The sequence below is a fragment of the Pantoea sp. paga genome, assembly GCF_007558755.1.
GTDB lineage: Bacteria > Pseudomonadota > Gammaproteobacteria > Enterobacterales > Enterobacteriaceae > Pantoea > Pantoea agglomerans.
Map to the genome: position 1 here is coordinate 258,891 of NZ_VLTF01000004.1, position 23,556 is coordinate 282,446.

The 23,556-nt window shown below is 57.3% G+C and carries 25 protein-coding genes; 11 read left to right on the forward strand and 14 right to left on the reverse strand.

Features of this window, described 5'->3' with window-relative positions; genetic code table 11:
- Positions 1-30 precede the first annotated feature (30 nt).
- The 5 genes from FOV68_RS13820 to FOV68_RS13840 all read left to right on the forward strand — a co-directional run bounded on the left by FOV68_RS13820 (position 31) and on the right by FOV68_RS13840 (position 4,236).
- The gene (locus FOV68_RS13820; RefSeq protein WP_069025361.1) at positions 31-1,062 is read left to right on the forward strand and encodes a hemin-degrading factor; all 1,032 of its coding nucleotides are present in this window, start codon (positions 31-33) and stop codon (positions 1,060-1,062) included.
- Positions 1,059-1,880 carry a hemin ABC transporter substrate-binding protein gene (locus FOV68_RS13825; RefSeq protein WP_064703191.1) on the forward strand — a complete coding sequence of 274 codons (822 nt, stop codon included), beginning with the start codon at positions 1,059-1,061 and terminating at the stop codon, positions 1,878-1,880. The genes FOV68_RS13820 and FOV68_RS13825 overlap by 4 nt, the downstream gene beginning before the upstream one ends.
- Positions 1,873-2,871 (forward strand): iron ABC transporter permease, encoded by a 999-nt coding sequence (locus FOV68_RS13830; protein ID WP_039388212.1) that lies wholly within the window; start codon positions 1,873-1,875, stop codon positions 2,869-2,871. The genes FOV68_RS13825 and FOV68_RS13830 overlap by 8 nt, the downstream gene beginning before the upstream one ends.
- On the forward strand, positions 2,871-3,647 hold the full coding sequence (locus tag FOV68_RS13835; protein WP_143991074.1) for a heme ABC transporter ATP-binding protein: 777 nt from the start codon (positions 2,871-2,873) through the stop codon (positions 3,645-3,647). The genes FOV68_RS13830 and FOV68_RS13835 overlap by 1 nt, the downstream gene beginning before the upstream one ends.
- 91 nt (positions 3,648-3,738) lie before the next feature.
- Positions 3,739-4,236 carry a CinA family protein gene (locus tag FOV68_RS13840; protein ID WP_010671076.1) on the forward strand — a complete coding sequence of 166 codons (498 nt, stop codon included), beginning with the start codon at positions 3,739-3,741 and terminating at the stop codon, positions 4,234-4,236.
- 28 nt (positions 4,237-4,264) lie between these two features.
- Here FOV68_RS13840 and FOV68_RS13845 read toward each other — a convergent pair whose 3' ends face one another.
- Positions 4,265-5,248 carry an MDR family oxidoreductase gene (locus FOV68_RS13845; RefSeq protein ID WP_064689971.1) on the reverse strand — a complete coding sequence of 328 codons (984 nt, stop codon included), beginning with the start codon at positions 5,246-5,248 and terminating at the stop codon, positions 4,265-4,267.
- Between the two features lie 565 nt (positions 5,249-5,813).
- On the opposite strand from FOV68_RS13845, the gene FOV68_RS13850 reads away from it, so the two are divergent.
- Complete coding sequence (locus tag FOV68_RS13850; RefSeq protein WP_143991075.1) at positions 5,814-7,967, forward strand: ornithine decarboxylase; 2,154 nt, start codon at positions 5,814-5,816, stop codon at positions 7,965-7,967.
- A 1,519-nt stretch (positions 7,968-9,486) separates the two neighbouring features.
- Here FOV68_RS13850 and mltC read toward each other — a convergent pair.
- Genes mltC through mutY form a run of 3 tightly spaced genes read right to left on the reverse strand, consistent with a single transcriptional unit; the run spans position 9,487 to position 11,978 of the window.
- Complete coding sequence (gene mltC / locus FOV68_RS13855) at positions 9,487-10,566, reverse strand: membrane-bound lytic murein transglycosylase MltC (RefSeq protein ID WP_143991076.1); 1,080 nt, start codon at positions 10,564-10,566, stop codon at positions 9,487-9,489.
- Between the two features lie 54 nt (positions 10,567-10,620).
- Complete coding sequence (locus FOV68_RS13860; RefSeq protein ID WP_003853409.1) at positions 10,621-10,893, reverse strand: oxidative damage protection protein; 273 nt, start codon at positions 10,891-10,893, stop codon at positions 10,621-10,623.
- On the reverse strand, positions 10,893-11,978 hold the full coding sequence (mutY, locus tag FOV68_RS13865; RefSeq protein WP_033769896.1) for an A/G-specific adenine glycosylase: 1,086 nt from the start codon (positions 11,976-11,978) through the stop codon (positions 10,893-10,895). The genes FOV68_RS13860 and mutY overlap by 1 nt, the downstream gene beginning before the upstream one ends.
- Positions 11,979-12,132: 154 nt before the next feature.
- Here mutY and trmB point away from each other — a divergent pair, with 154 nt between their 5' ends.
- From trmB to FOV68_RS13880, 3 genes are all read left to right on the forward strand, one after another.
- Positions 12,133-12,852, forward strand: coding sequence for a tRNA (guanosine(46)-N7)-methyltransferase TrmB (gene trmB, locus FOV68_RS13870; protein WP_064703564.1), 720 nt, complete (start codon positions 12,133-12,135; stop codon positions 12,850-12,852).
- Positions 12,852-13,178, forward strand: coding sequence for a YggL family protein (locus FOV68_RS13875; protein WP_003853403.1), 327 nt, complete (start codon positions 12,852-12,854; stop codon positions 13,176-13,178). Before trmB ends, FOV68_RS13875 begins: the two co-directional genes overlap by 1 nt.
- Positions 13,179-13,243: 65 nt before the next feature.
- The gene (locus tag FOV68_RS13880; protein WP_010248885.1) at positions 13,244-13,960 is read left to right on the forward strand and encodes a DUF2884 domain-containing protein; all 717 of its coding nucleotides are present in this window, start codon (positions 13,244-13,246) and stop codon (positions 13,958-13,960) included.
- A gap of 36 nt (positions 13,961-13,996) precedes the next feature.
- Here the strand turns inward: FOV68_RS13880 and hemW are convergent, their stop codons facing one another.
- Genes hemW through FOV68_RS13900 form a run of 4 tightly spaced genes read right to left on the reverse strand, consistent with a single transcriptional unit; the run spans position 13,997 to position 17,018 of the window.
- Positions 13,997-15,136 (reverse strand): radical SAM family heme chaperone HemW, encoded by a 1,140-nt coding sequence (gene hemW, locus FOV68_RS13885; RefSeq protein ID WP_010248883.1) that lies wholly within the window; start codon positions 15,134-15,136, stop codon positions 13,997-13,999.
- The gene (locus FOV68_RS13890; RefSeq protein ID WP_010671072.1) at positions 15,129-15,722 is read right to left on the reverse strand and encodes an XTP/dITP diphosphatase; all 594 of its coding nucleotides are present in this window, start codon (positions 15,720-15,722) and stop codon (positions 15,129-15,131) included. The genes hemW and FOV68_RS13890 overlap by 8 nt, the downstream gene beginning before the upstream one ends.
- 21 nt (positions 15,723-15,743) lie before the next feature.
- Positions 15,744-16,298 (reverse strand): YggT family protein, encoded by a 555-nt coding sequence (locus FOV68_RS13895; protein ID WP_039388228.1) that lies wholly within the window; start codon positions 16,296-16,298, stop codon positions 15,744-15,746.
- Between the two features lie 12 nt (positions 16,299-16,310).
- Entirely contained in the window at positions 16,311-17,018 is a 708-nt protein-coding gene (locus FOV68_RS13900; RefSeq protein ID WP_143991077.1) for a YggS family pyridoxal phosphate-dependent enzyme, read from the reverse strand.
- Positions 17,019-17,032: 14 nt separating this feature from the next.
- On the opposite strand from FOV68_RS13900, the gene FOV68_RS13905 reads away from it, so the two are divergent.
- Positions 17,033-18,040, forward strand: coding sequence for a type IV pilus twitching motility protein PilT (locus FOV68_RS13905; protein ID WP_143991078.1), 1,008 nt, complete (start codon positions 17,033-17,035; stop codon positions 18,038-18,040).
- Here FOV68_RS13905 and ruvX read toward each other — a convergent pair.
- From ruvX to FOV68_RS13935, 6 genes are all read right to left on the reverse strand, one after another.
- Positions 18,034-18,453: a Holliday junction resolvase RuvX gene (ruvX, locus tag FOV68_RS13910; protein ID WP_003853387.1), complete on the reverse strand. Its 420-nt coding sequence runs from the start codon at positions 18,451-18,453 to the stop codon at positions 18,034-18,036. The two genes, FOV68_RS13905 and ruvX, sit on opposite strands and share 7 nt — an antisense overlap.
- Positions 18,453-19,016, reverse strand: a complete 564-nt coding sequence (locus tag FOV68_RS13915) for a YqgE/AlgH family protein (RefSeq protein ID WP_010248870.1) — start codon at positions 19,014-19,016, stop codon at positions 18,453-18,455. Before FOV68_RS13915 ends, ruvX begins: the two co-directional genes overlap by 1 nt.
- Positions 19,017-19,103: 87 nt before the next feature.
- Complete coding sequence (gshB, locus tag FOV68_RS13920) at positions 19,104-20,048, reverse strand: glutathione synthase (RefSeq protein WP_010248868.1); 945 nt, start codon at positions 20,046-20,048, stop codon at positions 19,104-19,106.
- Between the two features lie 106 nt (positions 20,049-20,154).
- Positions 20,155-20,886, reverse strand: a complete 732-nt coding sequence (rsmE, locus tag FOV68_RS13925) for a 16S rRNA (uracil(1498)-N(3))-methyltransferase (RefSeq protein ID WP_010248866.1) — start codon at positions 20,884-20,886, stop codon at positions 20,155-20,157.
- 70 nt (positions 20,887-20,956) lie between these two features.
- Positions 20,957-21,661 carry a deoxyribonuclease I gene (gene endA / locus FOV68_RS13930; RefSeq protein WP_031594098.1) on the reverse strand — a complete coding sequence of 235 codons (705 nt, stop codon included), beginning with the start codon at positions 21,659-21,661 and terminating at the stop codon, positions 20,957-20,959.
- Between the two features lie 76 nt (positions 21,662-21,737).
- Positions 21,738-22,250: a SprT family zinc-dependent metalloprotease gene (locus FOV68_RS13935; protein WP_069026548.1), complete on the reverse strand. Its 513-nt coding sequence runs from the start codon at positions 22,248-22,250 to the stop codon at positions 21,738-21,740.
- Positions 22,251-22,390: 140 nt separating this feature from the next.
- Between FOV68_RS13935 and FOV68_RS13940 the strand changes: the two genes are divergently transcribed.
- Positions 22,391-23,539 (forward strand): glycosyltransferase, encoded by a 1,149-nt coding sequence (locus FOV68_RS13940; protein ID WP_115758953.1) that lies wholly within the window; start codon positions 22,391-22,393, stop codon positions 23,537-23,539.
- Positions 23,540-23,556 lie beyond the last annotated feature (17 nt).

A 23,556-nucleotide genomic window follows, 5' to 3' on the forward strand; every position in this document is an offset into this window, starting at 1 on the left:
ATGCAGGGCATTACTAAGAGAGCCTGAGTCATGAACCCGATTTATCAGCACTATCTTGTCCTTAAAGGTGAACAACCGAAGAAATATGCCCGCGACCTGGCCGCGCTGATCGGCATCAGCGAAGCGGAATTGTGTGAAGCGCGCATCGGCGTTGATGCCGTGGCGCTGAAACGCGATTTTCCGGCGTTGCTGAAGGCACTGGGCGCAGTCGGCGAAACCAAAAACATTACCCGTAACGCTTATGCGGTACATGAACATCTGGGTGAATACCACAATGTGCAGATTGGCGCACATGGTGGCCTGGTGCTAAATCCCCGAGCGCTCGATCTGCGCCTGTTCGTCGGTCAGTGGTGCAGCGCCTTTGCTCTGCAGGAGCCGACCGGGCAGGGCGTTCGTCACAGCATTCAGATTTTTGATCGTCATGGCGATGCGGTGCTGAAAGTTTACGCCACGGAGCAGACCAGCATGGCAGTGTGGCAGACGCTGATCGCCGACTTTACCGACGCCGCGACGACGCCGCTCGTGGTTGAGCCGGTTGCCGCTGCTCCCCTGGCGGAGGCGATTGATGCCACCGCCATCGACCGTGAATGGCGCGCCATGACCGATGTTCATCAGTTTTTCGCGTTGCTGAAGCGCCACCAGGTGTCACGGCCGCAGGCGTTTCGCGCGGTGGGTGAGGATCTCGCCTGGCAGACCGGCAACGACGCGCTTGAGCGCCTGCTACAGATGGCACAGCAGGCGGGCAATGAAATTATGATTTTTGTCGGCAACCGTGGCTGTACTCAGATTTTCACCGGCAGGGTAGAAAAGCTGCAGCCAGTGGAAAACTGGCTCAACATCTTCAATCCGCAGTTCACGCTGCATCTGATGGCTGATCAGATCAGCGAAAGCTGGGTAACACGCAAGCCAACGGGCGATGGCTTTGTTACCAGCCTGGAACTGTTTGCCGCCGACGGCACGCAGATCGCCCAGCTCTACGGTCAGCGCACGGAAGGTACGCCAGAGCAGTCACGCTGGCGCGAGCAGATTGGCGCACTCCGCACGCCGGGAGCGGCGGCATGAAAAGAGTGATGCTGTTATGGCTGCTGATGACGCTGCCATCACTGGCGGCGGAGCGGGTGGTGTCGATTGGCGGAGACGTCACTCAGATTATCTATGCGCTGGATGCCCAGTCACAGCTGGTGGCGCGCGACAGCACCAGTCTGCGTCCGGCGCAGGCCGCCCGACTGCCGGACGTGGGTTATATGCGTCAGCTCAACGCCGAAGGCATTCTGGCACTGAAACCGACACTGGTGATCGCCAGCGCGCAGGCGCAACCGTCGCTGGTGCTGCAACAGATTGCCCGCGCGGGCGTCAGGGTGGTCACGGTCAGCGGCGACAGCAGCCTGCAGGCAATTCCGCAGAAAATTATCACTGTGGGCCAGGCGCTGCAGCGTGAAAGCGAAGCTCAGGCACTGGCGCAGCAAATGACGCAGCAGATTCGCCAGTTGCCGCAGCAACCCCTGCCGGTAAAAGTGCTCTACATCATGGCGAACAGCGGCATGAAGTCGATGGCGGCTGGAAATCAGACTGCGGCCGATGGCGCCATTCGCAGCGCCGGGCTGGAGAATGCGATGGGCCCGGTGCCGCACTATCAGGCACTGTCACAGGAAGGGGTGATCGCCGCCGCGCCGGATCTGGTGGTAATAGGCGAGGATGGCCTGAAAACCCTGGGCGGCGAAGCGCAGCTGTGGCAGTTACCGGGATTGGCGCTGACGCCTGCCGGGCAGCAGCATCGTCTGCTGGTGATCGACACCATGGCACTGCTGGGGTTTGGCCTTGATACGCCACGGGCAATCGTGAAATTGCGCCAGGCGGCGGAATCGCTGAACCATGATTAAGGATAATGCGCTGCGTGGCCTGATGCTGATGCTGATCTTCCTGCTGGTGGCGATGATGCTGGCGGCAAATCTGGGGGCGATGTCGCTTTCAGTGCGGGCGCTGTGGCAGGCACCGCTCAGCGATCTTATCTGGCAGATCTGGCTGGATATTCGCCTGCCGCGCGTCCTGCTGGCGGTGGTGATGGGCATGGCGCTGGCAGTCTCTGGCGCAGTGATGCAGGGTGTTTTTCGTAACCCACTGGCCGATCCCGGTCTGCTGGGGATCAGCAGCGGGGCGGGACTGGCGGTGGCGCTGGCAATCATTATTCCGCTGACGTTGCCGGCACCGCTGGCATTGTGGCTACCGATGATCGCCGCGTTTATCGGCAGCCTGCTGGTTACACTGCTGATCTTCAGTTTCAGTCGGCTGGCGCGCGGCAATCTTTCGCGGCTGTTGCTGGTCGGCATTGCGATTAATGCGTTGTGCGGGGCGGCGGTAGGCGTGCTGTCATGGCTGAGCAACGACCAGCAGCTGCGCCAGCTGTCGTTATGGGGCATGGGAAGCCTCAGCCAGGCACAGTGGCCCGCACTGCTGATCTGCCTGCTGCTGATTCTGCCAGCCTTGCTGCTGTTACAGACTCGCGCCCGCCACCTTAACCTGCTGCAGGCGGGCGAAGAGGATGCGCACTACATGGGCGTTGATGTGAAGCGTACTCAGCATCAGCTGCTGATCCTCAGTGCGTTGCTGGTCGGTACGGCGGTCTCGGTCAGCGGCGTGATCGGTTTCGTCGGACTGGTGGTGCCACACGTGATGCGTTTTTGCCTTGGCGGCGATCATCGCTGGCTGCTGCCTGGCTCAGCGCTGGCGGGGGCGATTCTGCTGCTGCTGGCCGATACGCTGGCGCGCACTCTGGTGGTTCCTGCCGAGATGCCGGTGGGGCTGCTGACCAGCCTGATTGGCGGTCCGTGGTTTCTCTGGCTGATTCTGCGTCAACAGCGAGGGCTGGAGTGATGGACATTTTACAGGCCAGGGGATTGTGTCTCGCGCGCGGCGGCAAAACTGTTATCGATAATCTCGATGTTACGCTGTCAGGTGGCGAGCTGGTGGCGCTGATTGGCCCCAACGGCGCGGGTAAATCGACGCTACTGCGGATGCTGACGGGATTTCTGTCGCCCGATCGGGGCGAGTGCTGGCTGGGCGATCGACGGCTGACGGCATGGCCGCGTGAGCAGCTGGCACGACGCCGGGCAGTGATGCGCCAGCAGAACAACCTGACGTTTGCACAGTCGGCGCAGTCGGTCGTGGCGATGGGCCGTGCGCCCTGGCCGGAGGCTCAGACGTCGCAGATTGTGGCTGAGGTTATGCTGCTGACCGGTTGTGAAGGGCTGGCGCAGCGCGATTACCGCCAGCTCTCTGGCGGTGAACAACAACGGGTGCAGCTGGCACGGGTGCTGGCACAGCTCTGGCATGAGGGAAGACCACGCGGCTGGCTGTTTCTGGATGAGCCGACTTCGGCGCTGGATCTCTTCTGGCAGCAGCAAACCCTGCGTTTATTACGCCAGCTGACGCGCGCCGGAGATCTCACCGTCTGTACCGTGTTACATGATCTTAATCAGGCCTCATTGTGGGCCGATCGCATACTGCTGCTGCACGCAGGCCGACTGGTGGCACAAGGCTCGCCGCAGACGGTGATGACGGAAGCGACGCTGACGCGCTGGTACCAGGCCGATCTGCAGGTAGTGGCGCATACCGGGAGTGGACAGCCGCATATCCAGCTGCGTATTTAGACCGTTTCGCTTTAAAAACATTGCCTTGCGCGGTTTTATTCGCTGATTTTGCGCTATACCTGGAGTTCCGGACAGATTCAAGGAGACCATAATGGCAAAATCATTAGATCAGACCGCTGAGCAACTGGGTAATATTTTACTCTCTTCCGGACTTCATCTGGCGACTGCCGAATCCTGTACCGCCGGGCTGATCAGCATGACGCTGGCCGCGGTGGAAAACAGCGGAGATTTTTATACCAGCGGCTTTGTGACCTATAGCGAAAATGCCAAAATCCGTCTGCTGGGGGTGCGCCCTGACACGCTGAAACAGCATACGGCGGTGAGCGAACAGACGGCGCGGGAGATGGTGCAGGGCGCCTGCGCCCGCTCCGGCGAGCCGGTGGGATTATCCATTACTGGCTATGCCGGACCGGATGGCGGCGAAGATGGTACACCGGCGGGCACCATCTGGTTTGGCTGGGTATTGCCCGACGGCAGAGACGAAGCGGAGTGCCATCAGTTCAGCGGCGATCCGAAATCGGTGATGGAGCAGGGCACGCAGTTCGCACTGGAAGGACTTATAAAACGGCTGCAGCGAGCCGATCGTTAAAGGCGCGAAAACGCGCCTTTAAACAGGATTAGCGACAGTCGACAATCAGACGACCCTGCACTTTACCATCCAGCAATGCCTGCGCACCTTCTCTGGCTTCACTTAGCGGGATCACCCGGCTCAGCTTACTGAGCCGTTCGCTATCCATCAGCTCACCGAGTCGCTGCCACGCCTGCTGACGAAGCGGCTTCGGACACATCACGCTATCGACACCGGCCAGCGTAACGCCACGCAAAATAAAGGGTGCGACGCTGGCTGGCAGGTCGAGTCCCTGCGCCATACCACAGGCGGCAACCGCGCCGTCGCGCTGGGTGGCGGCCAGCACATTCGCCAGGGTGTGACTGCCTACGCTGTCTATCGCGGCGGCCCAGCGCTCTTTTGCCAGTGGCTTGCCGGGTTGGGAGAGTTCTTCACGGTCAATGACCGATGCCGCGCCCAGCGTATCGATCAGATAGGCATGGTCGCTGGTGCGCCCGCTGGAAGCGATCACCTGATAGCCCAGACGCGCCAGCAGGCTGACGCTATAGCTACCGACGCCGCCACTGGCACCGGTTACCAGTACCGGCCCCTGTTCAGGTGTAATGCCCTGTTTTTCCAGCGCCATCACGCAGAGCATTGCGGTCAGTCCCGCCGTACCGATTGCCATGGTTTGCAGCGGACTCAGCGTGGCGGGCGGGCGCACCAGCCAGTCGCCGCTGACGCTGGCTTTCTGTGCCAGGCCGCCCCACTGTTTTTCGCCCACGCCCCAGCCCGTCAGCAGTGCCACATCATCCTCTTTCCAGTCGGGATGGCGGCTGGCCGTCACCCGGCCAACAAAATCGATACCTGGCACCATCGGGAACTGGCGCACAATCGGGCCTTTGTTACAGATAGCCAGGGCATCTTTGTAGTTCAGGGATGAGTAGCTGACGTCGAGCGTGACATCGTGGTCGGGCAGTTGAGATTCGGGGAGATCTTTCAGCAGGGAACGGTAACCTTGTTCGTCATTTTCAATGACCAGTGCCTTGAACATGCAGCCTCCGGCAGAGTGGGAAAGAGAAGATCAGTTTACGCCTGGCAGATGCAATGCGGTAGGGCAATGGCCGCGTCTCCCGGCAATGAAGACGACACGAGCGGAAAAACAGGCTGACAGCGGCAGTGAGTTAAGTGCATAAATCTGCATATAATTCAGATAATTAGTCGTATTGTGAATTTTTTATGATAAATAGACTATAAAAATCATGTTGTTACATATGAAGGGGGTGACTGAATAATTACCTGGTTCGGGTTGTCGATGCCTGAAAAAGATGACATTATGACCGCCACTTTTTGACCCTGCTTCTTTGCCACAGAGGACGTCGCCATGTCCGGTTCACCGCGCATCCGCCCGGATTACCGTTCGTTTTTTCCGGCGCTCACCGGGTTTTCCTCTTTTCCGATATCTCCGTTATTCACCATGCGGTGAGGCCAGCCAGGCAGCGGCTATGGATCTGCTCTCCACGGGCTGCGGAACGGCTTCTGACTGTTAAGTATTCGCCGGGGCACTGTCCCCTTAATTGTGCCTCTGGCACTTCCTCCCTGACGTTAGGGATTCTGTTATGACTCCACTGAAAATTGCTGCCAGCGCCGCTGTGGCGCCCAGTCTGACCCTGAACACTGCGCGAGACGTGGTGACGCTGGATAACACCGACTTCACCGATGTGGCGGCGGTTGTCGTCTCGCTGGCGGATACCCGCAGCGGCGTGCTGGCGCTGCTGCGTCATACCGGCTTTAATCTGCCGGTATTTGTCGCTAACGCGTTTGAAGAAGAGGTGATGCACCTGCCCGGCGTCAGCGGTGAGCTGAATGGCGATCCGCAGGAGTGGATCGCGCTGGAAGCGGCTGCGCAGGCGTATGAAGCGGCGCTGCTGCCCCCTTTCTTCGAGACGCTGACCCGCTATGTCGATATGCAGAACAGCACCTTTGCCTGTCCCGGACATCAGGGCGGTGCTTTCTTTAAAAAGCATCCGGCGGGCAAACAGTTTTATGACTTCTACGGCGAGAATGTTTTCCGCTCTGATATGTGCAATGCCGACGTCAAACTGGGCGATCTGCTGATCCACGAAGGCTCGGCTAAAGATGCGCAGAAGTATGCGGCAAAAGTGTTTAACGCCGATAAAACCTACTTTGTGCTCAACGGCACCTCAAGTGCCAATAAAGTGGTGACCAATGCGCTGCTGACCCGTGGCGATCTGGTGCTGTTTGACCGCAACAATCACAAGTCGAACCATCATGGCGCGCTGATTCAGGCGGGCGCGACCCCGGTTTATCTTGAAGCGACGCGCAATCCTTTCGGCTTTATTGGCGGCATTGACGCACACTGCTTCGATGAGGCTTATCTGCGCGAGCAGATCGCTGCCGTGGCTCCGCAGCGCGCGGCTGAAGAGCGGCCTTTCCGTCTGGCGATCATCCAGCTGGGCACCTACGACGGCACGGTCTACAACGCGCGTCAGGTGGTAGATCGCATCGGCCATCTGTGTGATTACATCCTGTTTGATTCCGCGTGGCTGGGTTATGAGCAGTTCATTCCACTGATGGAAGGCTGTTCTCCGCTGACCCTGCAACTGAATGAGAACGATCCCGGCATTTTTGTCACGCAGTCAGTGCATAAGCAGCTGGCAGGTTTTTCGCAGACTTCGCAGATCCATAAAAAAGATAATCATATTCGCGGACAGAGCCGCTTCTGCCCGCATAAGCGACTGAATAACGCTTTTATGCTGCACGCATCCACCAGTCCGTTTTATCCGCTGTTTGCCGCGCTGGATATCAACGCCAGAATGCATCAGGGGGAAGCGGGGCGTCGTATGTGGGATGAGTGCGTCACGCTGGGTATTGAGGCGCGTAAAGCCATCCTGGATCGCTGTGAGATGATCCTGCCGTTTGTGCCGGAGACGGTAGATGGCCAGCGCTGGCAGGATGCGCCCACTGAGACGATCGCCCGCGATCTGCGCTACTTCAGCTTTGAACCGCAGGCGAAGTGGCACGGTTTCGCGGGTTATGCGCGCGATCAGTATCGGGTGGATCCCTGCAAGCTGCTGCTGACCACGCCGGGGATTGATGCGGCCAGCGGTGAGTATAGTAATTTCGGGATTCCGGCGACCATTCTGGCGAACTATCTGCGCGAAAACGGCATTGTGCCGGAGAAGTGCGATCTCAACTCAATCCTGTTCCTGCTGACCCCGGCAGAGAGTCCGGAGAAGATGGCGAATCTGGTGGCGATGCTGGCGCAGTTCGAACAGCACGTCAAAGAGGATGCGCCGCTGGCCGAAGTGCTGCCGACCATTTACCGCAAAAATGCTGAACGCTATGCCGGGTATACCCTGCGTCGCCTCTGCCAGGAGATGCACGACCTTTACGTCAGTCACAACGTCAAGGATCTGCAGCGCCTGATGTTCCGCGCCGCGGAGTTCCCGCCGGTCAGGGTGAATCCGCAGGATGCGCATCAGGCTTATATTCGCGGCGAAGTGGAGCTGGTGCCGATAGCCGAAGCGCAAGGCCGGGTTGCCGCGGAAGGTGCACTGCCTTATCCACCGGGTGTGCTGTGCGTCGTCCCGGGGGAAGTCTGGGGCGGCGCGGTGCAGCGTTACTTCCTGGCGCTGGAAGAGGGGCTTAATCTGCTGCCTGGCTTCTCACCAGAGCTGCAGGGCGTCTACACCGAAGAGGATGACCAGGGACGGAAGTATCTGGTGGCGAATATGATAGTGGGGCGCTGATCTGAGCGTGGGCAGAGGCGGGTAGCGGCCCGCCTGCCTTTTTGTTCGCTGCGCGAACGGGGCTGAGAAGGTTTCGCCTGGCGGCGGTGTACGCTTTGCAGCGAGCTGGCACTTAATGGGTTTTCGCCTGGCAGCGGGCTACGCTTTGCAGCGTGTATGCACTGAGTGGGTTACGACCGGCAGGCCCTGGGTTCGCTGCGCGAACGGGCTATGAGAAGGCTTCGTTCGCTTAGCCGCGGGCTAACACTGAGCGGGTTCCGCCCGCCAGGCGATGGGGAGTTTCAGGTTGCCTGAGCAGGCGGACGCGTCAAGGGGCGGACGCCCGCCCCTTAACAATCCCGGCGTCCGGCTGCCTGCGCGCCCCGCTGTGCGGGGTACCTTCGTCACGCCCTGCGGCCGACGGACCGTCCGGACTCGCCATCCCTGGCTCGTGCCGTCCTTTCGCCGACGTCCTGTCGGCTCATCCTGGCCTGCGGTTGTTCCTCAGCGCTCCGGACGCCTCTGGGAAACCCCCGGCTGTGATTTCTTTATGTTTTCTTTGGTGCACAGTTGTCTGGTGGTCTGAAAGCCAGTCTCAATTCCTGAAGTTCACCGCAACAATCTTAGTTACCTGAAAACGAGATAACAGTGGGTAGGGTTGAATGCCATTCTGTGTGATGAGCCGAAAGCCAGAGGCAATCCCAAAAAACCACAGCGATAAAGTACCCGACATAAAAAGCAGAGATAACAGCGGAAGGGGGTGAATGCCGCTCTGTCTGCCGACCCGAAAATCACAGGCAATCCCAAAAAACCACAGCGATAAAGTACCCGACATAAAAAGCAGAGATAACAGCGGAAGGGGGTGAATGCCGCTCTGTCTGCCGACCTGAAAATCACAGGCAATCCCAAAAACCCACAGCGATAAAGTACCCGACATAAAAAGCAGAGATAACAGCGAGGGGGTGGGGAGGCCGTCAGAACCGCTGAGCGGATGAGGGATTTCAGGACGAGCGACAGGGATGTCGCGAAGAGGCGGGTTCGCGCCAGGGATGGCGCGTCCCGCCGTTCCGTGAGAAATCCTGAAGTAGCGAAGGAACCGCGAAGCGGCGGTGAAGCAGGCCGGAGCCCGGGGTCAAGGGGGCGCGGCGACTGGCGCCCCCTTGTCGGTCGCCTGCAGAGGCGAATCTGAAACTGCCCGGCTTACCAGGCGAACGAAATCTTCTCATAGCCCGTTCGCGTAGCGAACAATCCCAGCTTCAGGCGCTTCACTCCTGATCGCCTGGCGGGCGGAACCCGCTCAGTGCATACCCGCTGCTAAGCGAACGAAACCTTCTCATAGCCTGTTCGCGCAGCGAACACTCCCAGCTTCAGGCGCTGCACTCCTGACCGCCTGGCGGGCGGAACCCGCTCAGTGCATACCCGCTGCTAAGCGAACGAAGCCTTCTCATAGCCCGTTCGCGCAGCGAACAATCCCAGCAGCCAGGCGCTACACCCAAGCCCGTTCGCGCAGCGAACACTCCCCGCTTTAGCGCTGAGCCAATCAGAATCCCCGATAACTCTTCTGCGCGGTACTCACCTTATAAAGATAACGACGCGACTCCGCCGACGGATGCTGGTTCGCCAGGGTCGAATAAACCTTGCTCGGTGACATGCTGTTAATCATCGAAAACGCCCGATCTTTATCGCTGGAGAAGACTCGCAGCACGCTGCCTGCGCCGCCGTTATAGGCGGTGATCACCGCATAACGACGTGACACCGGATCCTGAATGCCGCCCAGATAGCTACGCTGCAACAGCGACAGATAAGCAGTACCCGCATCAATATTGTTCTCCGGATCCAGCAGATAGCTGCGGCTCGGCTTGCCCCATTTACCCTTCATGCGGAACACGTCAACACCGGCAGTATGCTGCACCACCTGCATCAGACCCAGCGCATCAGAATGGCTCACGGCGTAGGGGTTAAAGCTCGACTCGGTCTGCATAATCGCCAGAATCAATGAGGCATCGACCCCATACTGATCGGCGGCTTTACGCACCATCGGCAGGTATTTGTGCGCACGCTTATCCAGGTGGTTCGGCACCATCGGAATTGAAATGGTGTAAATCACATGCAGACCCGAGGTGCGGCGCTGCAATTTATTCTGAATCAGATAGTCAGCAAAAGCTTCCGCGCGACCCTGCCAGCGAATCGGCTGACCGGTATTATCCAGCACCTGCCCATACAGCAACGGCTCTTTACTGATTTCAATATCGTTGGCGTCAGAGTAGAGATCGACATTACCCGGATCTTCGCCAATCAACAGGGTGGTCACGATTGCCTGACGCAGGCTGGCCATAGGATCGGTGCCAGAAATCGTCTCAATGGTCAGCTTACCGCTTTCAAAGTTAATGTGGCTGCGGGTGTAATAGTTGTCACTATATTTGACGTAATCTTTGGGTCCGGCGATCAGGACCTCATTGATACCCCAGATATTCTCAATATTATGAGCAAACTGCCCCATCAGAATATCAAAGGCGTTGGTATCTTTTACCCACTCCTCGTGGGACTGCTGTTTCTTTGACCCGGAACAGGAAACCAAAAGTGGTGCTATCACCAGCAGGGCGATTAATTTTTTATTCATTGGGAATGCAAGCCTGACCTGGATAACCGGCCTCAGCGATGAGGCCCGGAATGTTTACGCTTCTGGCGGTGTATAGCCTTCGATATGAACGTCTTTACCTTCGAACAGGAAATTGATCATCTCCTTCTCCAGCACTTTACGATCTTCGGGATTCATCATGTTGAGCTTCTTCTCGTTGATCAACATGGTCTGTTTCGCCATCCACTTCTGCCAGGCTTCTTTAGAAATGTCGTTGTAAATGCGCTTACCCAGATCGCCCGGATAGAGCTGAAAATCCTGTCCTTCCGCGTCGCGCTGTAAAAAAGTACAAAAAATGGTGCGGCTCATTATTCTTCCTCATTAATCTCACAACTGTTCAAAGCCAGTTGTCGGGGATGGCGCAGCTCGTGTAACAGGCGCTCAACGGGTGCGGCTAATCCCACAGATGGTGGCAGCGCTAAGTTATACCAGAGACCGCCTGCTTCATCCATCGCCGCCCCGACAGAAGGCCACGTCAGCCACATTGGCACGATATCGAGATGGAAATGGCTGAAGGTGTGGCGAAACGCAGTAAGCTGCTGCGGTTTTGCATGGATGCCGCGGGCCGCCAGCCAGTCGGTCAGTGCCGCTTCCGTTGTGAACTGCGGGAAGCAGAACAGACCGCCCCACAAGCCCACAGGCGGGCGCTGCTCCAGCCAGACATCATCACCATCCTGCATCATCAGGAACCAGCCGCTGCGCTCTGGCAGCACCTGCTTAGGCTTCTTACCGGGATAGCTCGCCCAGCTGCTGCTGGCATACGCCTCACAACCGCTGTTCAGCGGGCAGATTTCGCACTTCGGCTTCGATCGGGTACAGACGATAGCACCCAGATCCATCATCGCCTGATTAAACTGGCTGACGCCCTCGGCGGGTGTGACCTCTTCGCTGATCTGCCAGAGCCGTTTTTCGACCTCTTTTTTACCCGGCCAGCCGCTGACGGCATAGCAGCGGGCCAGCACGCGCTTGACGTTGCCATCCAGAATCGGGAAATGCTGCCCCAGTGACAGCGACAGAATCGCGCCCGCCGTGGAGCGGCCTACGCCGGGCAGGGCGGAGACATCATCGAAATTACGCGGGAACTCGCCCTGATGAACCTCGACAATCTGCTTTGCGGCTTTATGCAGATTGCGCGCACGGGCGTAGTAGCCGAGGCCGGTCCAGAGATGTAACACCTCATCCAGCGGAGCCGCAGCCAGATCGGTGACCGTGGGGAAGCGCGCCATAAAGCGTTCAAAATAGGGAATAACCGTGGCAACCTGGGTTTGCTGTAGCATAACTTCGGAGAGCCACACCTTGTAAGGCGTTTTCTCCAGCTGCCACGGCAGGGTTTTGCGACCAAAGCGCTGATACCAGTCCAGCACCTGTTGCGCGAACTGCGGCGCTTGCATCATAAGAAGGAAATTTTCCGTGTTTACTCTACACTCAGGCAGGAATTCCAGCACATGCGCACCTGGGTGTAAACCGGAAGATTGCAAAGGCTTGCTTCTGCTTATGAACTTTGCATAATGCCCGTTTCCCGGAACAGGCTAACCAGCAGGCTTTTACATGATTAATGACGTCATCACCCCAGAATTTGATGAGAACGGGCGGCCATTACGCCGGATCCGCAGCTTTGTGCGCCGCCAGGGCCGCTTAACCAAAGGCCAGCAGCAGGCGCTGGACACCCTGTGGCCGGTCATGGGGGTGGAATATCAGCCGGAGCCTGTCGATCTGCCCGCGCTGTTTGGTCGCGAAGCCCCGGTGACGCTGGAAATTGGCTTTGGTATGGGCGCTTCGCTGGTAACAATGGCGCAGAACACGCCACAGCAGAACTTCCTGGGTATTGAAGTGCATGCGCCGGGCGTGGGTGCCTGTCTGGCCGCCGCCAAAGAAGCCGATGTGCAGAACCTTCGGGTGATGTGCCATGACGCGGTGGAAGTGCTGGAGAAGATGATTCCGGATAACTCGCTGCGCATGGTTCAGCTCTTCTTCCCCGATCCGTGGCATAAAGCGCGTCACAATAAACGCCGTATCGTTCAGGTGCCTTTCGCCGAGCTGGTGATGCGTAAACTGAAGCTGGGCGGCGTCTTCCACATGGCGACCGACTGGGAAGCCTACGCGGAGCATATGCTGGAAGTGATGAACAGCATCGATGGTTACCGCAACCAGTCAGAACAACAGAATTATGTGCCGCGTCCTGAGACGCGTCCACTGACCAAGTTTGAGCAGCGCGGGCAGCGTTTAGGCCACGGCGTATGGGATTTAATGTTTGAGAGGGTGAAATAATGGCCACACAACGCAGCCGCCGTTTACGTAAAAAACTGCATATCGATGAGTTTCAGGAACTGGGCTTCTCGGTTGCCTGGCGCTTCCCGGAAGGCACCAGCGAAAGCGAAATTGATGAGACGCTGAACCAGTTCATCAATGAAGCGATCGACCCTAACGGCCTGGCCTTCGATGGCAGCGGTTACCTGGTGTGGGAAGGTCTGGTTTGCCTGCAGAAAACCGGCAAATGCACCGATGAGCATCGTGCTCTGGTTCGTAAATGGCTGGAAGATCGCAAGCTGCAGGACGTTCAGATGACTGAACTCTTTGACGTCTGGTGGGACTAAGTCGTCACACAGTGTCGGGCTGAGGCCCGATCAGAGGGTTTCAGATCCGATCTTAGGGAGTAGATATGATGCGTAAAGCGCTTCTTGCTGTGCTGCTGGTGGCAGCAACCCAGGCTCAGGCAGCCTATGAATGCAGCGTTAAGCCGCAGGACGATGTGGTGATTAAGCCGCAGAGCGTGCAGGTGGTCGGTGCCAACGGCAATATGGAAATCTCGCCGCAGGGCGACGTGCAATTCAATGGACAGAAGGTCACGCTCGATACGGCCGGACGCCAGAAAGCGATCGACTATCAGAACGCGCTGCGTCGCGATCTGCCGTGGATCGACAGCGGTGCGACATCACGTCTGGAGAAAGGGCGTGCGGCACTGGATCAGGTCATCGTTGAAAAACTGGGCACCGACAGCAACGTGCGTAATCGCCTGACCACGCTGAATGGTCAGCTGAAACAGCAGATGAACCGCATCATTGAACACCGTGAAGATGGGCTGACGTTCCACCATCAGGCGATTGATCAGGTACGCGCCGAAGGTGAAAGGCTGGTGCAGTCGACCCTGGGCGGCGTGATGCAGGATAGCCTGAACGAGATGGGCAGTAAGCAGGGCAGCGGCGGCAGTAATCCGTTGCAGGCGATTATGGGTAATCTGGGCGGTTTGCAGCAGTCGATTCAGGCTGAGTGGAGCAAGCAGGAGCAGGATTTCCAGAACTTCGGTCACGAGGTATGTAATCGCGTTATTTCGCTGGAAGATCAGCGTAAACAGCTTACCGGCGCACTGAAAAAATAGGTTAACGCCTCAGTCTGTCGGGCTGAGGCGCTTTTGTTACTCTTCCGCTAAGAACAGCTCCAGCAGCGAATTCAGAAACAGCTTCCCTTTCTCCGTAATCTGCCACTGCTCCGCGGTTTCAGTCACGTAACCCGCGGCAATCGCGGCATCCATCTGCGGACGGATCACCTGCTCTGATAAACCGGTATAGCGGCTGAACTCGTCGCGCGGCGCGGCTTCCAGCAGGCGAAAGCGGTTCATGAAATATTCAAATGGCTTGTCGCTATCGGCAACGTCATACTGCTTTTCGCGGTAGTTCCCCTGCATAAATCCACGCGGATGACGGGTTTTCACCGTGCGGACTATGCGGCCATCCGGTTGCGTCAGCTTGCCGTGTGCGCCACACCCAATCCCCAGATAGTCGCCAAAGCGCCAGTAATTGAGGTTGTGTTCACAGCGATAACCCGGCTTCGCGTAGGCGGAGGTCTCATACTGCTGATAACCGGCAGCCTGCAGCAGTTGATCGCCCTGTTCGAAAATATCCCATAGCGCATCATCATCCGGCAGCACCGGCGGACGTGAGCCAAACAGGGTGTTGGGTTCAATCGTGAGCTGATACCAGGAGAGATGCGGAGGATTAAGCGCAATCGCCTGACGTAAATCGTCGAGCGCCTCTTCCAGAGACTGATCGGGCAGGCCATGCATCAGGTCAAGGTTAAAACTGCGCAGCGACAGCGACTCTGCCAGTTCAGCGGCGCGGACCGCCTCTTCCGGGCCGTGAATGCGGCCAAGACGCTGCAGTTTTTGCGGACTGAAACTCTGTACGCCAATCGAAATACGGTTGATACCGGCGCGCTGATAGGCGCTGAACCGGTCCGCTTCCACGGTGCCCGGATTGGCTTCCATGGTCACTTCCGCGTCGGGTGAGAGCGTCAGACGCTCCCGCACACCATCCATCAGCATCTGCATCGCGCTGCTGCTCAGCAGGCTGGGCGTGCCGCCACCGATGAAGATCGTGCGCACTTCCCGGCCATTGATCAGCGGTAAATCGATCTCCAGATCGCGCAGCAGATGCTGCACGTATTCAACGTGCGGCACCTCATCTTTCAGCGCGTGGGAGTTAAAATCACAGTAGGGACATTTCTGTACGCACCACGGAATGTGGATATAGAGACTTAACGGCGGCAGATTAGGCATTACGCATCGCTTCCAGCAACAGCGTCAATGCTTTACCCCGGTGAGAAACTGCACCTTTTTCCGCTTTACTCAGTTCGGCCGCGGTTTTACCCAGCGCCGGAACAAAGAAAATCGGGTCGTAACCAAAACCACCGGCACCAGCGGCGGCGCGGGTGATCTCACCCTGCCAGCTGCCATGGAACACCAGCGGGGTCGGATCTTCCGCATGACGCAGATAGACCAGCACGCAGTGAAATTGTGCCTGGCGCTGACCGTCCGGCACGTTTTCCAGCGCCTGCAGCAGCTTCTCCAGGTTCTGTTGATCGCTGGCTTCTTCACCGGCGTAGCGCGCCGAGTAGATGCCGGGCGCGCCGCCCAGCGCATCCACGGCCAGGCCGGAATCATCGGCAATGGCCGGTAATCCGGTGATCTGTGCCGCGTGACGCGCCTTGAGAATCGCGTTCTCAATAAAGGTCAGACCGGTCTCTTCCGCCGATTCAACCCCAAGGTCGGTCTGTGCGACGATATCCAGACCAAAGGCGGAGAGTAACTCCGCCAGTTCACGCACTTTGCCGGGATTGCCGGTTGCGAGGACAACTTTTTGCATAACAGTTCCAGTTTGATTCATTTACAGCAGATACCAGAGACCCGGGAACAGGTCCATGCCGAGAAAGTTCAGGGCATACAGCACCAGGATGACGATCATCGCTGAGAAATCGATGCCGCCCATCGCAGGCAGAATACGGCGAATAGGTGCCATCATCGGCTCGGTTAACTGCACCAGCAGATAGTCGACAGGACCCCGGCCCTGGCTGATCCAGCTCATCAGGGAGCGAATAATAATCACCCAGAAGACCAGATAGCCGGCGGATTTAACCAGCGACAGCAGGCCGACCAGCAGATTGGTTGGGTCGACCGAGAAAACGCCCACCTGAATCAGCAATAAAATCGGGTATTTCAGCGTGGTCAGCACAAATGCCAGCAGCAGCGAGGCGGTATCAATCGGTCCCAGTGCCGGCAGTATACGGCGCAGCGGCTTAACAATCGGCTGTGTCACTTTTACGACAAACTGCGCCACTGGATTGTAAAAATCGCAGCGGGACCACTGCATCCAGATGCGTAACAGCAGCACCATGACGTAGAGATCGATCAGCGTTTTTACTAAAAACGTCAGTGTTAACATGAAGTTCCTCTGTTATTGTTGTGAGTTGTGCGCATAATCTCGTGCGCCAAAAATGGCGGTGCCGATACGCACCATCGTACTGCCTGCGGCGATTGCCGCCTCCATGTCATCGCTCATTCCCAGCGAAAGCGTGTCTGCATGCGGATAGTGCTGTTGCAGCTGCCGGAAGGCTTCCGCCATCTGCTGACACACCGCCAGCTGCCGCGCGTAATCACTCTCTGCTGCCGGAATCGCCATTAATCCGCGCAGCCGCAGTTGCGGCAGGGCAGCGATCTGCTCCGCCAGCCCGGATACGGCCTCCAGCATGATGCCAGATTTGCTGTTCTCGTCACTGATATTTACCTGAATTAACACATTCAGTGGTGGCAGCGAAGCAGGCCGCTGATCGTTGAGCCGCTGCGCGATGCGCTGACGGTCAATGGTGTGACACCAGGCGAAATGTTCCGCCACCAGACGACTTTTATTGGACTGCAGCGGGCCGATGAAGTGCCACTCCAGCTCAGGATGTGCGGCCAGTGCCTGGACCTTTTCAACCCCTTCCTGAACGTAATTTTCACCAAAGGCAATCTGGCCAGCGGCAAAGGCTTCTTCGACCGCCCTCGCAGGTTTGGTTTTACTGACTGCAAGCAGGGTAATTTCTTCTGGTGCGCGGCCGCAACTCGCGGCAGCAGCAGCGATTCGCTGCCGCACTTGCTGTAGGTTCTGCTGGATTGAGGTCATAGTCAGGAGAAATTATGAATCTGGATGAAATGGTGGAGCTTAGTGTAAAGCATAATGCCGCCGATCTGCACCTTTGCAGCGGACATTTGCCCTACTGGCGGCGGCAGGGAAGGCTGGAGGTGATGCCGCAGCAGTGCCCGCTTTCTGGCGCATGGATGGCGCAGTTTATGGCCCGCTGGCTCAGTGACCCGCAGCGTCAGGAGCTGGAGCGCGCAGGGCAGCTCGATTTCGCTCTGAGTCTGGCCGATGGTCAGCGTCTGCGCGCGAATCTCTTTATGCAGCGCAATGGCCTGTCACTGGCACTGCGCATCATCGCCACGGCATGCCCGACGCTTGCGAGCCTGCAACTGCCCGCCATTGTCCCGACGCTGCTGGAGCAGCAGGATGGGCTGATTCTGGTGACGGGAGCGACCGGCAGCGGTAAATCAACCACGCTGGCGGCGCTGGTCGATGCGCTGAACCGCCAGCAGGCGCGGCATATCATCACGCTGGAAGATCCGATTGAATTTATCCATCACAGCCAGCAGTCGCTGATACAGCAGCGGGAAATCGGCCTGCACTGCGGTTCGTTCTCGCTGGGGGTAAAGGCAGCACTGCGTGAAGATCCCGATGTCATCCTGCTGGGCGAACTGCGCGACAGCGACACTATTCGTCAGGCACTGACTGCTGCGGAGACCGGCCATCTGGTACTGGCGACGCTGCACACGCGTGGCGCGGCGCAGGCGGTGGATCGGCTGGTTGATGTCTTTCCGGCAGAGGAGAAACAGCTGGTGCGTACTCAGCTGGCGGGCAGCCTGAAAGCGGTAATTGCACAGCGGCTGGTGCCATCAGTTGCTGGTTCGCGCATCGGACTGTTTGAGGTCCTGATCGCCACACCGGGCATCACCAATCTGATCAGAGAAGGCAAGATGCACCAGATCCCTGCGCTGTTACAAACCGGCGCACAGGCCGGTATGCAGACGTTTGAGCAGAGCAGACTGGCACGTCAGGCAGCCGGACTGATTGAGTCAGGATGTCAGTAATGGTTTTCGAACCAGTCCTGCAAAATGATGGCAGCAGACTGTGAGTCGACCGATCCTTTATTGAGCGCGCGATAGCCGCCGCGTTCAAACAGGCCTGCACGCGCTTCTACCGTGCTGAGTCGTTCATCCTGCAGCTCCACGCGGATGCCAAAGCGCCCGTGCAGGCGGTTGGCAAATTTACGTGCGCGATCGGTCAGCGGCTGCTCGGTGCCATCCATATTCAGCGGTAATCCCACCACCACGAAATCGGGCTGCCACTCTTTCAGCAGTTTTTCAATTACCAGCCAGTCCGGGATGCCATCCTGCGCTTTCAGGGCGGTCAGCGGACGGGCGCTGCCAGTGAGTTGCTGACCTACGGCGACACCAATACTTTTGGTGCCGAAGTCGAATCCTAACAGAGTTTGAGTTGACATCAGGCGTGTCCGGCGTCGCTGGCCATGTTGTGGATATCGACGCCAATACTGCGCGCCGCTTCGCGCCAGCGCTCTGAAATCGGCGTCTGGAACAGGATGTTGCTGTTAGCGGGCGTGGTCAGCCAGGCATTTTCCATCAGCTCATTCTCCAGCTGATCTTTTTCCCAGGCGCAGTAACCCAGCGCTACCAGCACGTTAGTGGGCTGAGACGCCGTACCGATCGACTCCAGCACGTCACGGGACGTGGTGATGATCGTGTTATCGGAAACACGAATACTGGAGGTAAAGGTGCGTTGTGCGGAGTGCAGGATAAAGCCACGATCTTCCGCCAGCGGGCCGCCGGTAAACACCGGTTTATCCAGCTTGATCGCCGGATCGCGATCGTCAGCAGAGATTTTGAGCTTCTTCAGAATGCCTTCAACCGTCAGGTTTTCCATGGGTTTATTGATGATCAGTCCCATTGCACCCTCTTCGTTATGTTCGCAGAGATAGACCACGGAACGTTTAAAGAAAGGATCCTGCAATGAAGGCATGGCAATCAAAAAGTGATGTTGTAGATTCATTCTCACACGATGTACCAAAAAAATAACCGGCACGCGACGGCCGCACCGGTATTGGGTTGATCACGGAGCTTCGCCCCGGCGTCATGCTCAGCCCAGGCGCTTCTCAATGGCATCCATCAACATGCCGGTGATGGAGATCGGGAACGCAGCCTCAATTTCACGAATGCAGGTTGGGCTGGTCACGTTAACTTCAGTCAGTTTATCACCGATGATGTCCAGACCGACAAAAATCAGCCCTTTTGCTTTCAGCGTTGGACCAACACGGCGCGCGATTTCCCAGTCGCTTTCGCTCAGCGGACGCGCTTCACCGCGACCACCGGCGGCGAGGTTGCCACGCGTTTCACCGCCCTGCGGAATACGCGCCAGGCAGTAAGGCACCGGCTCGCCATCGACGACCAACACGCGTTTGTCACCCTCGGTGATCGCCGCAATATAATTCTGCGCCATGCAGAAACGGCTCTCATGCTCGGTCAGCGTTTCGGTAATCACGCCAAAGTTAGGATCATCTTTCTTCACGCGGAAAATCGACGCACCACCCATGCCATCCAGCGGCTTCATGATGATGTCGCCATGCTCCTGCCAGAAGGCGCGCAGCTGCGCTTTGCTGCGGGTCACCAGAGTGTCAGGCGTAAACTCGGCAAACCAGGCGGTGTAGAGCTTTTCGTTACAGTCACGCAGGCTCTGCGGTTTGTTCACGATCAGCGTACCCAGCTCTTCAGCGCGTTCCAGAATGTAGGTCGCATAGATGAACTCGGTATCGAATGGCGGATCTTTGCGCATCAGCACCACATTCAGGTCAGCCAGCGGGATCACCTGCTCGCTGCCGAACTGATACCAGTTCTCAGGATTCTGCTCGACGGTCAGCAGGCGGGTGCGGGCAGAGGCCACGCCACCGCGCAGGGAGAGATCGTGCATCTCCATGTAGTGAATTTCGTAACCACGGCGCTGTGCTTCCAGCAGCATAGCGAAGCTGGAGTCTTTTTTAATATTGATGGACGAAATAGGGTCCATCACGATGCCAAGTTTAATCATTATTATCTCCTCGGTGAGGCGGCATTTACCGCCTCGTCTGGTTCGGTCTGCAGTGGGCCGATCGGTCAGGACATCATGCCTGCTCTCTTTCCGCTGAAAGTATCGCTTAACCCAGGTCGCCAAACCTCACCTGAAGTGCCGTAATGGCCGTCAGCGCGGTAGTTTCGGTTCGCAATACCCGTGGGCCAAGCAGAATGTCAGTAAAATCGTGCTGCGCCGTCATCGCAATCTCGTCCGCAGACAAACCGCCTTCAGGGCCAATCAGCAACCTTACCCGCTCAACAGGCTGTGGCAGCGTGTTGATGCTGTGGCTGGCGCGCGGATGCAGGTTAAGCTTCAGACCGCTATCCGCTTCTGCACACCAGGCTTCCAGCGTCATCGCTTCACGAATCTCCGGCACGCGATTACGGCCGCACTGCTCGCAGGCGGCAATAGCAATTTTCTGCCACTGCTGGATCTTCTTCGCCAGACGCTCAGCATCAAGCTTTACGCCACAGCGCTCGGAAAACAAGGGTGTAATGACATTCACGCCCAGTTCAATCGATTTCTGGATAGTGAATTCCATTTTTTCACCGCGCGACATCACCTGACCTAAATGCAGATGTAACGGTGACTCACGATCGTCCGGCTGGCTCTCTGTGACCGATACTTTTACACGCTTTTTATCAACATGCGTGATCTCTGCTGCAAAAGTCAGATTAGTGCCATCAAAGAGTTCCAGACGCTGACCTGCCGTCATCCGGAGCACCCGGCCCACATGATTGGATGCATCTTCATCCAGGGTAATTTCACTGCCGATGCTTAATGGCCCGGCGTGATAGATGCGAGGTATGCGCATAAGGTTCCTGAGACCGGACGCCGCGCTGCAGCGGCGTCATTGGAAAAAGAGCTAGTGTAGGGCAGGGATTTTAGCGCTGGCAAGCCTGCTGCACATAAGGATTATGATTGCCCTGAACCTTTGCAATGCGCTGGTCGCGTTCGCACTCCCAAATTGTTACGGGATAGAGCTTGTTCCAGGCGGTAAACAGCTGCGTCTGCTGGCGCGAAATACGCAGATGATACTGGTCGCGCATATAGAAATAGGTGCGGGCAATGGCACCACGCGCCCGCGCAGGTGGCTCCGCCTGTTTGAGTTTAAAGTCGATCTTCATCTCACACTGGCCGTACTGCTGCTCGCTGCCGTTCCATTGACTGTAGGCGAAGTTGCCACGGTCGCCATTCACTTCACCCACCGCAGGCTGCAGGTTGTGCAGGTCGGTTTCGATGCGGCGGTAGTCGGGATCTTTGCTGCAGTTTTTACGACCGCCATCCTGCCAGCACTGACGCTGATGGCCAAACTCCCAGGCGGGCATCACGTGTTCCCACTCAATGCGTGCGGCGCGATTGGCGTTTTTGCGCACCTGATAGCCACAGCTGTTGAGATCGGGAATCCCCTTTTTTCCCTGCCACTGAATCTTACAGCCACAGTAAAAAGAACCCGGCGCATCGGCGTTGATCGCCGCCGCAAAGGTTTTGGCCTGCTGAAAGTTATTTTGATGATAGTTATTCAGGTTGAGGGCATCAGCGGCGGGCGCAAACAGCAGCGCAACCGCCAGACTTAGTATGCGAGACATATTCCAGATTTCTACTCAGTACGAAAAAGGGCGGCAGGGTAACAGAATGTGGAATGGGGCGGAATGGGGATTCTTCTCAGGACGCGACAAATTCACCCGCGGTCAGCAGGCTGCCGCAGTGCACGCAGCGATATTCACTCTCTTTGCGCAGTATGCGATTGTGGCGGCGCACCGTCAGCTGATGCTGCTGGCACTGACAGCGGTAGGCAAAGGTGTTGCTGCGCACGGATGCGATCTCAAACTGGTGAGTACGCCGTGCCGGAACGCCCAGCACCTGCTCCATCATCCATTTCCACTCTTTGCCGTGCGGCGCAACGCGACCAAATTGCTTCCAGACCAGCAGATGCGCCAGCTCATGCGGCACCACTTCATCGATAAATGCCTGCTGGTTTTCCAGCAGCAGCACCGGATTGATGCGAATTTCCCAGGACGCCAGCCAGGCGGTGCCCGCCGCCGTACCACGCTGCTGGTAGAGCAGTTTCGGTTCCGGATAACGGGTTTTCAGCGCCTGATTCGCACGTTCAAGCGACTGGCGCAGCGAGCGCATCACGGCCTGCTGCAGGGCAATGGGGAGACGAGGCGTTTTCATGACGCTCAGAATAATCGCCGCCGCGCAGGAACTCAACGTCGCCAGCGACAAGTGCGGTTCTGGCTGGGGAAAATTTCTGGTTTAAATATTGTTATGCTCTTTTTTAGAATATTCTATTAATGACATTCACCGCAGAGTGGATGGATGAAAAGCGAACGGCACAGGGCATGGATAAAGCAATGAAAAATAATGATAACGTCAGGAAACAACGGATTGTGCTGGTGACGGATCTGATGGCCGGTCGTGGTGGTATGGAAAATGTGACCGGACAGTTGATCACGGCCCTGAATGCGGAACCCGGTACCGAAGCAGGGCTGTTTATTATCAACAGCGGTGAGGAGAGCCACTCCCGCGCCTGGACCGCCAACGCTGTTCTGGCTGAGAGCGTCTGCACGCTGCGCAATAAGAAAATAAAAAATCTTATTCATACGCTGAGAATGGCCGCCTTCTTTCGTCGTTATCAGCCCGATCATGTCCTGACCCTCAACACCATTCCCTGCCTGATGACGCGCCGGGCAATCACGCTTTCAGGACGTAAAATCGTGTTGTCGAGCTGGATGCACCTGCCTCCGCGTGAACGTTATCGTCCCCATTATCTGCTGCGGGCCGATCACCATTTTGCGATCAGTAATCAGATTAAAGAGCAGCTGGTGGAACTGGGCGCACGCGTCACTGACGTTGACGTTATCTATAACCCGATCAAACGCAATGACACGGTAATCGGCAGACCCCAGGCGCTGAAGTTCCTCTATATTGGTCGCGTCCATTATCAGCGGCAGAAACAGCTTAAAGATCTGTTTGATGCTCTGCAGCAACTGGATGCGCCCTGGACGCTGGAGATAGTGGGGGACGGGGAAGATCTGACGCAATGTCAGCACTATGTGACGCAACTCGGCATTCAGGATCGCATCACCTGGCATGGCTGGCAGGAAAATGCCTGGGAGTATGTCATCCGCCATATCAGACAGGTCACCTGCCTGGTCATGACCTCTAACTTCGAAGGCTTTCCGCTGATCCTGCTGGAGGCGATGTCGCGCGGCGTCTACTGTGTTTCATCCGACTGCATCAGTGGCCCGGCGGAAATTATTCAGAACGGTATTAATGGTCAGCTCTATCCCACCCATGACAGCATGGCGCTGGCCGCGATTCTCAACGCCATGAGCGGGGATTTCCACTTCCCCGATCATCAGGCTATTAAAGCGAGCATCACCGGTTTTTATGAGGAAAATTATATGAAGCACCTGATGAGTGTGTTTAACCGCCTTACTGAGGTTAAGCATGACGAATAAAATCAGTCGCAATGGAT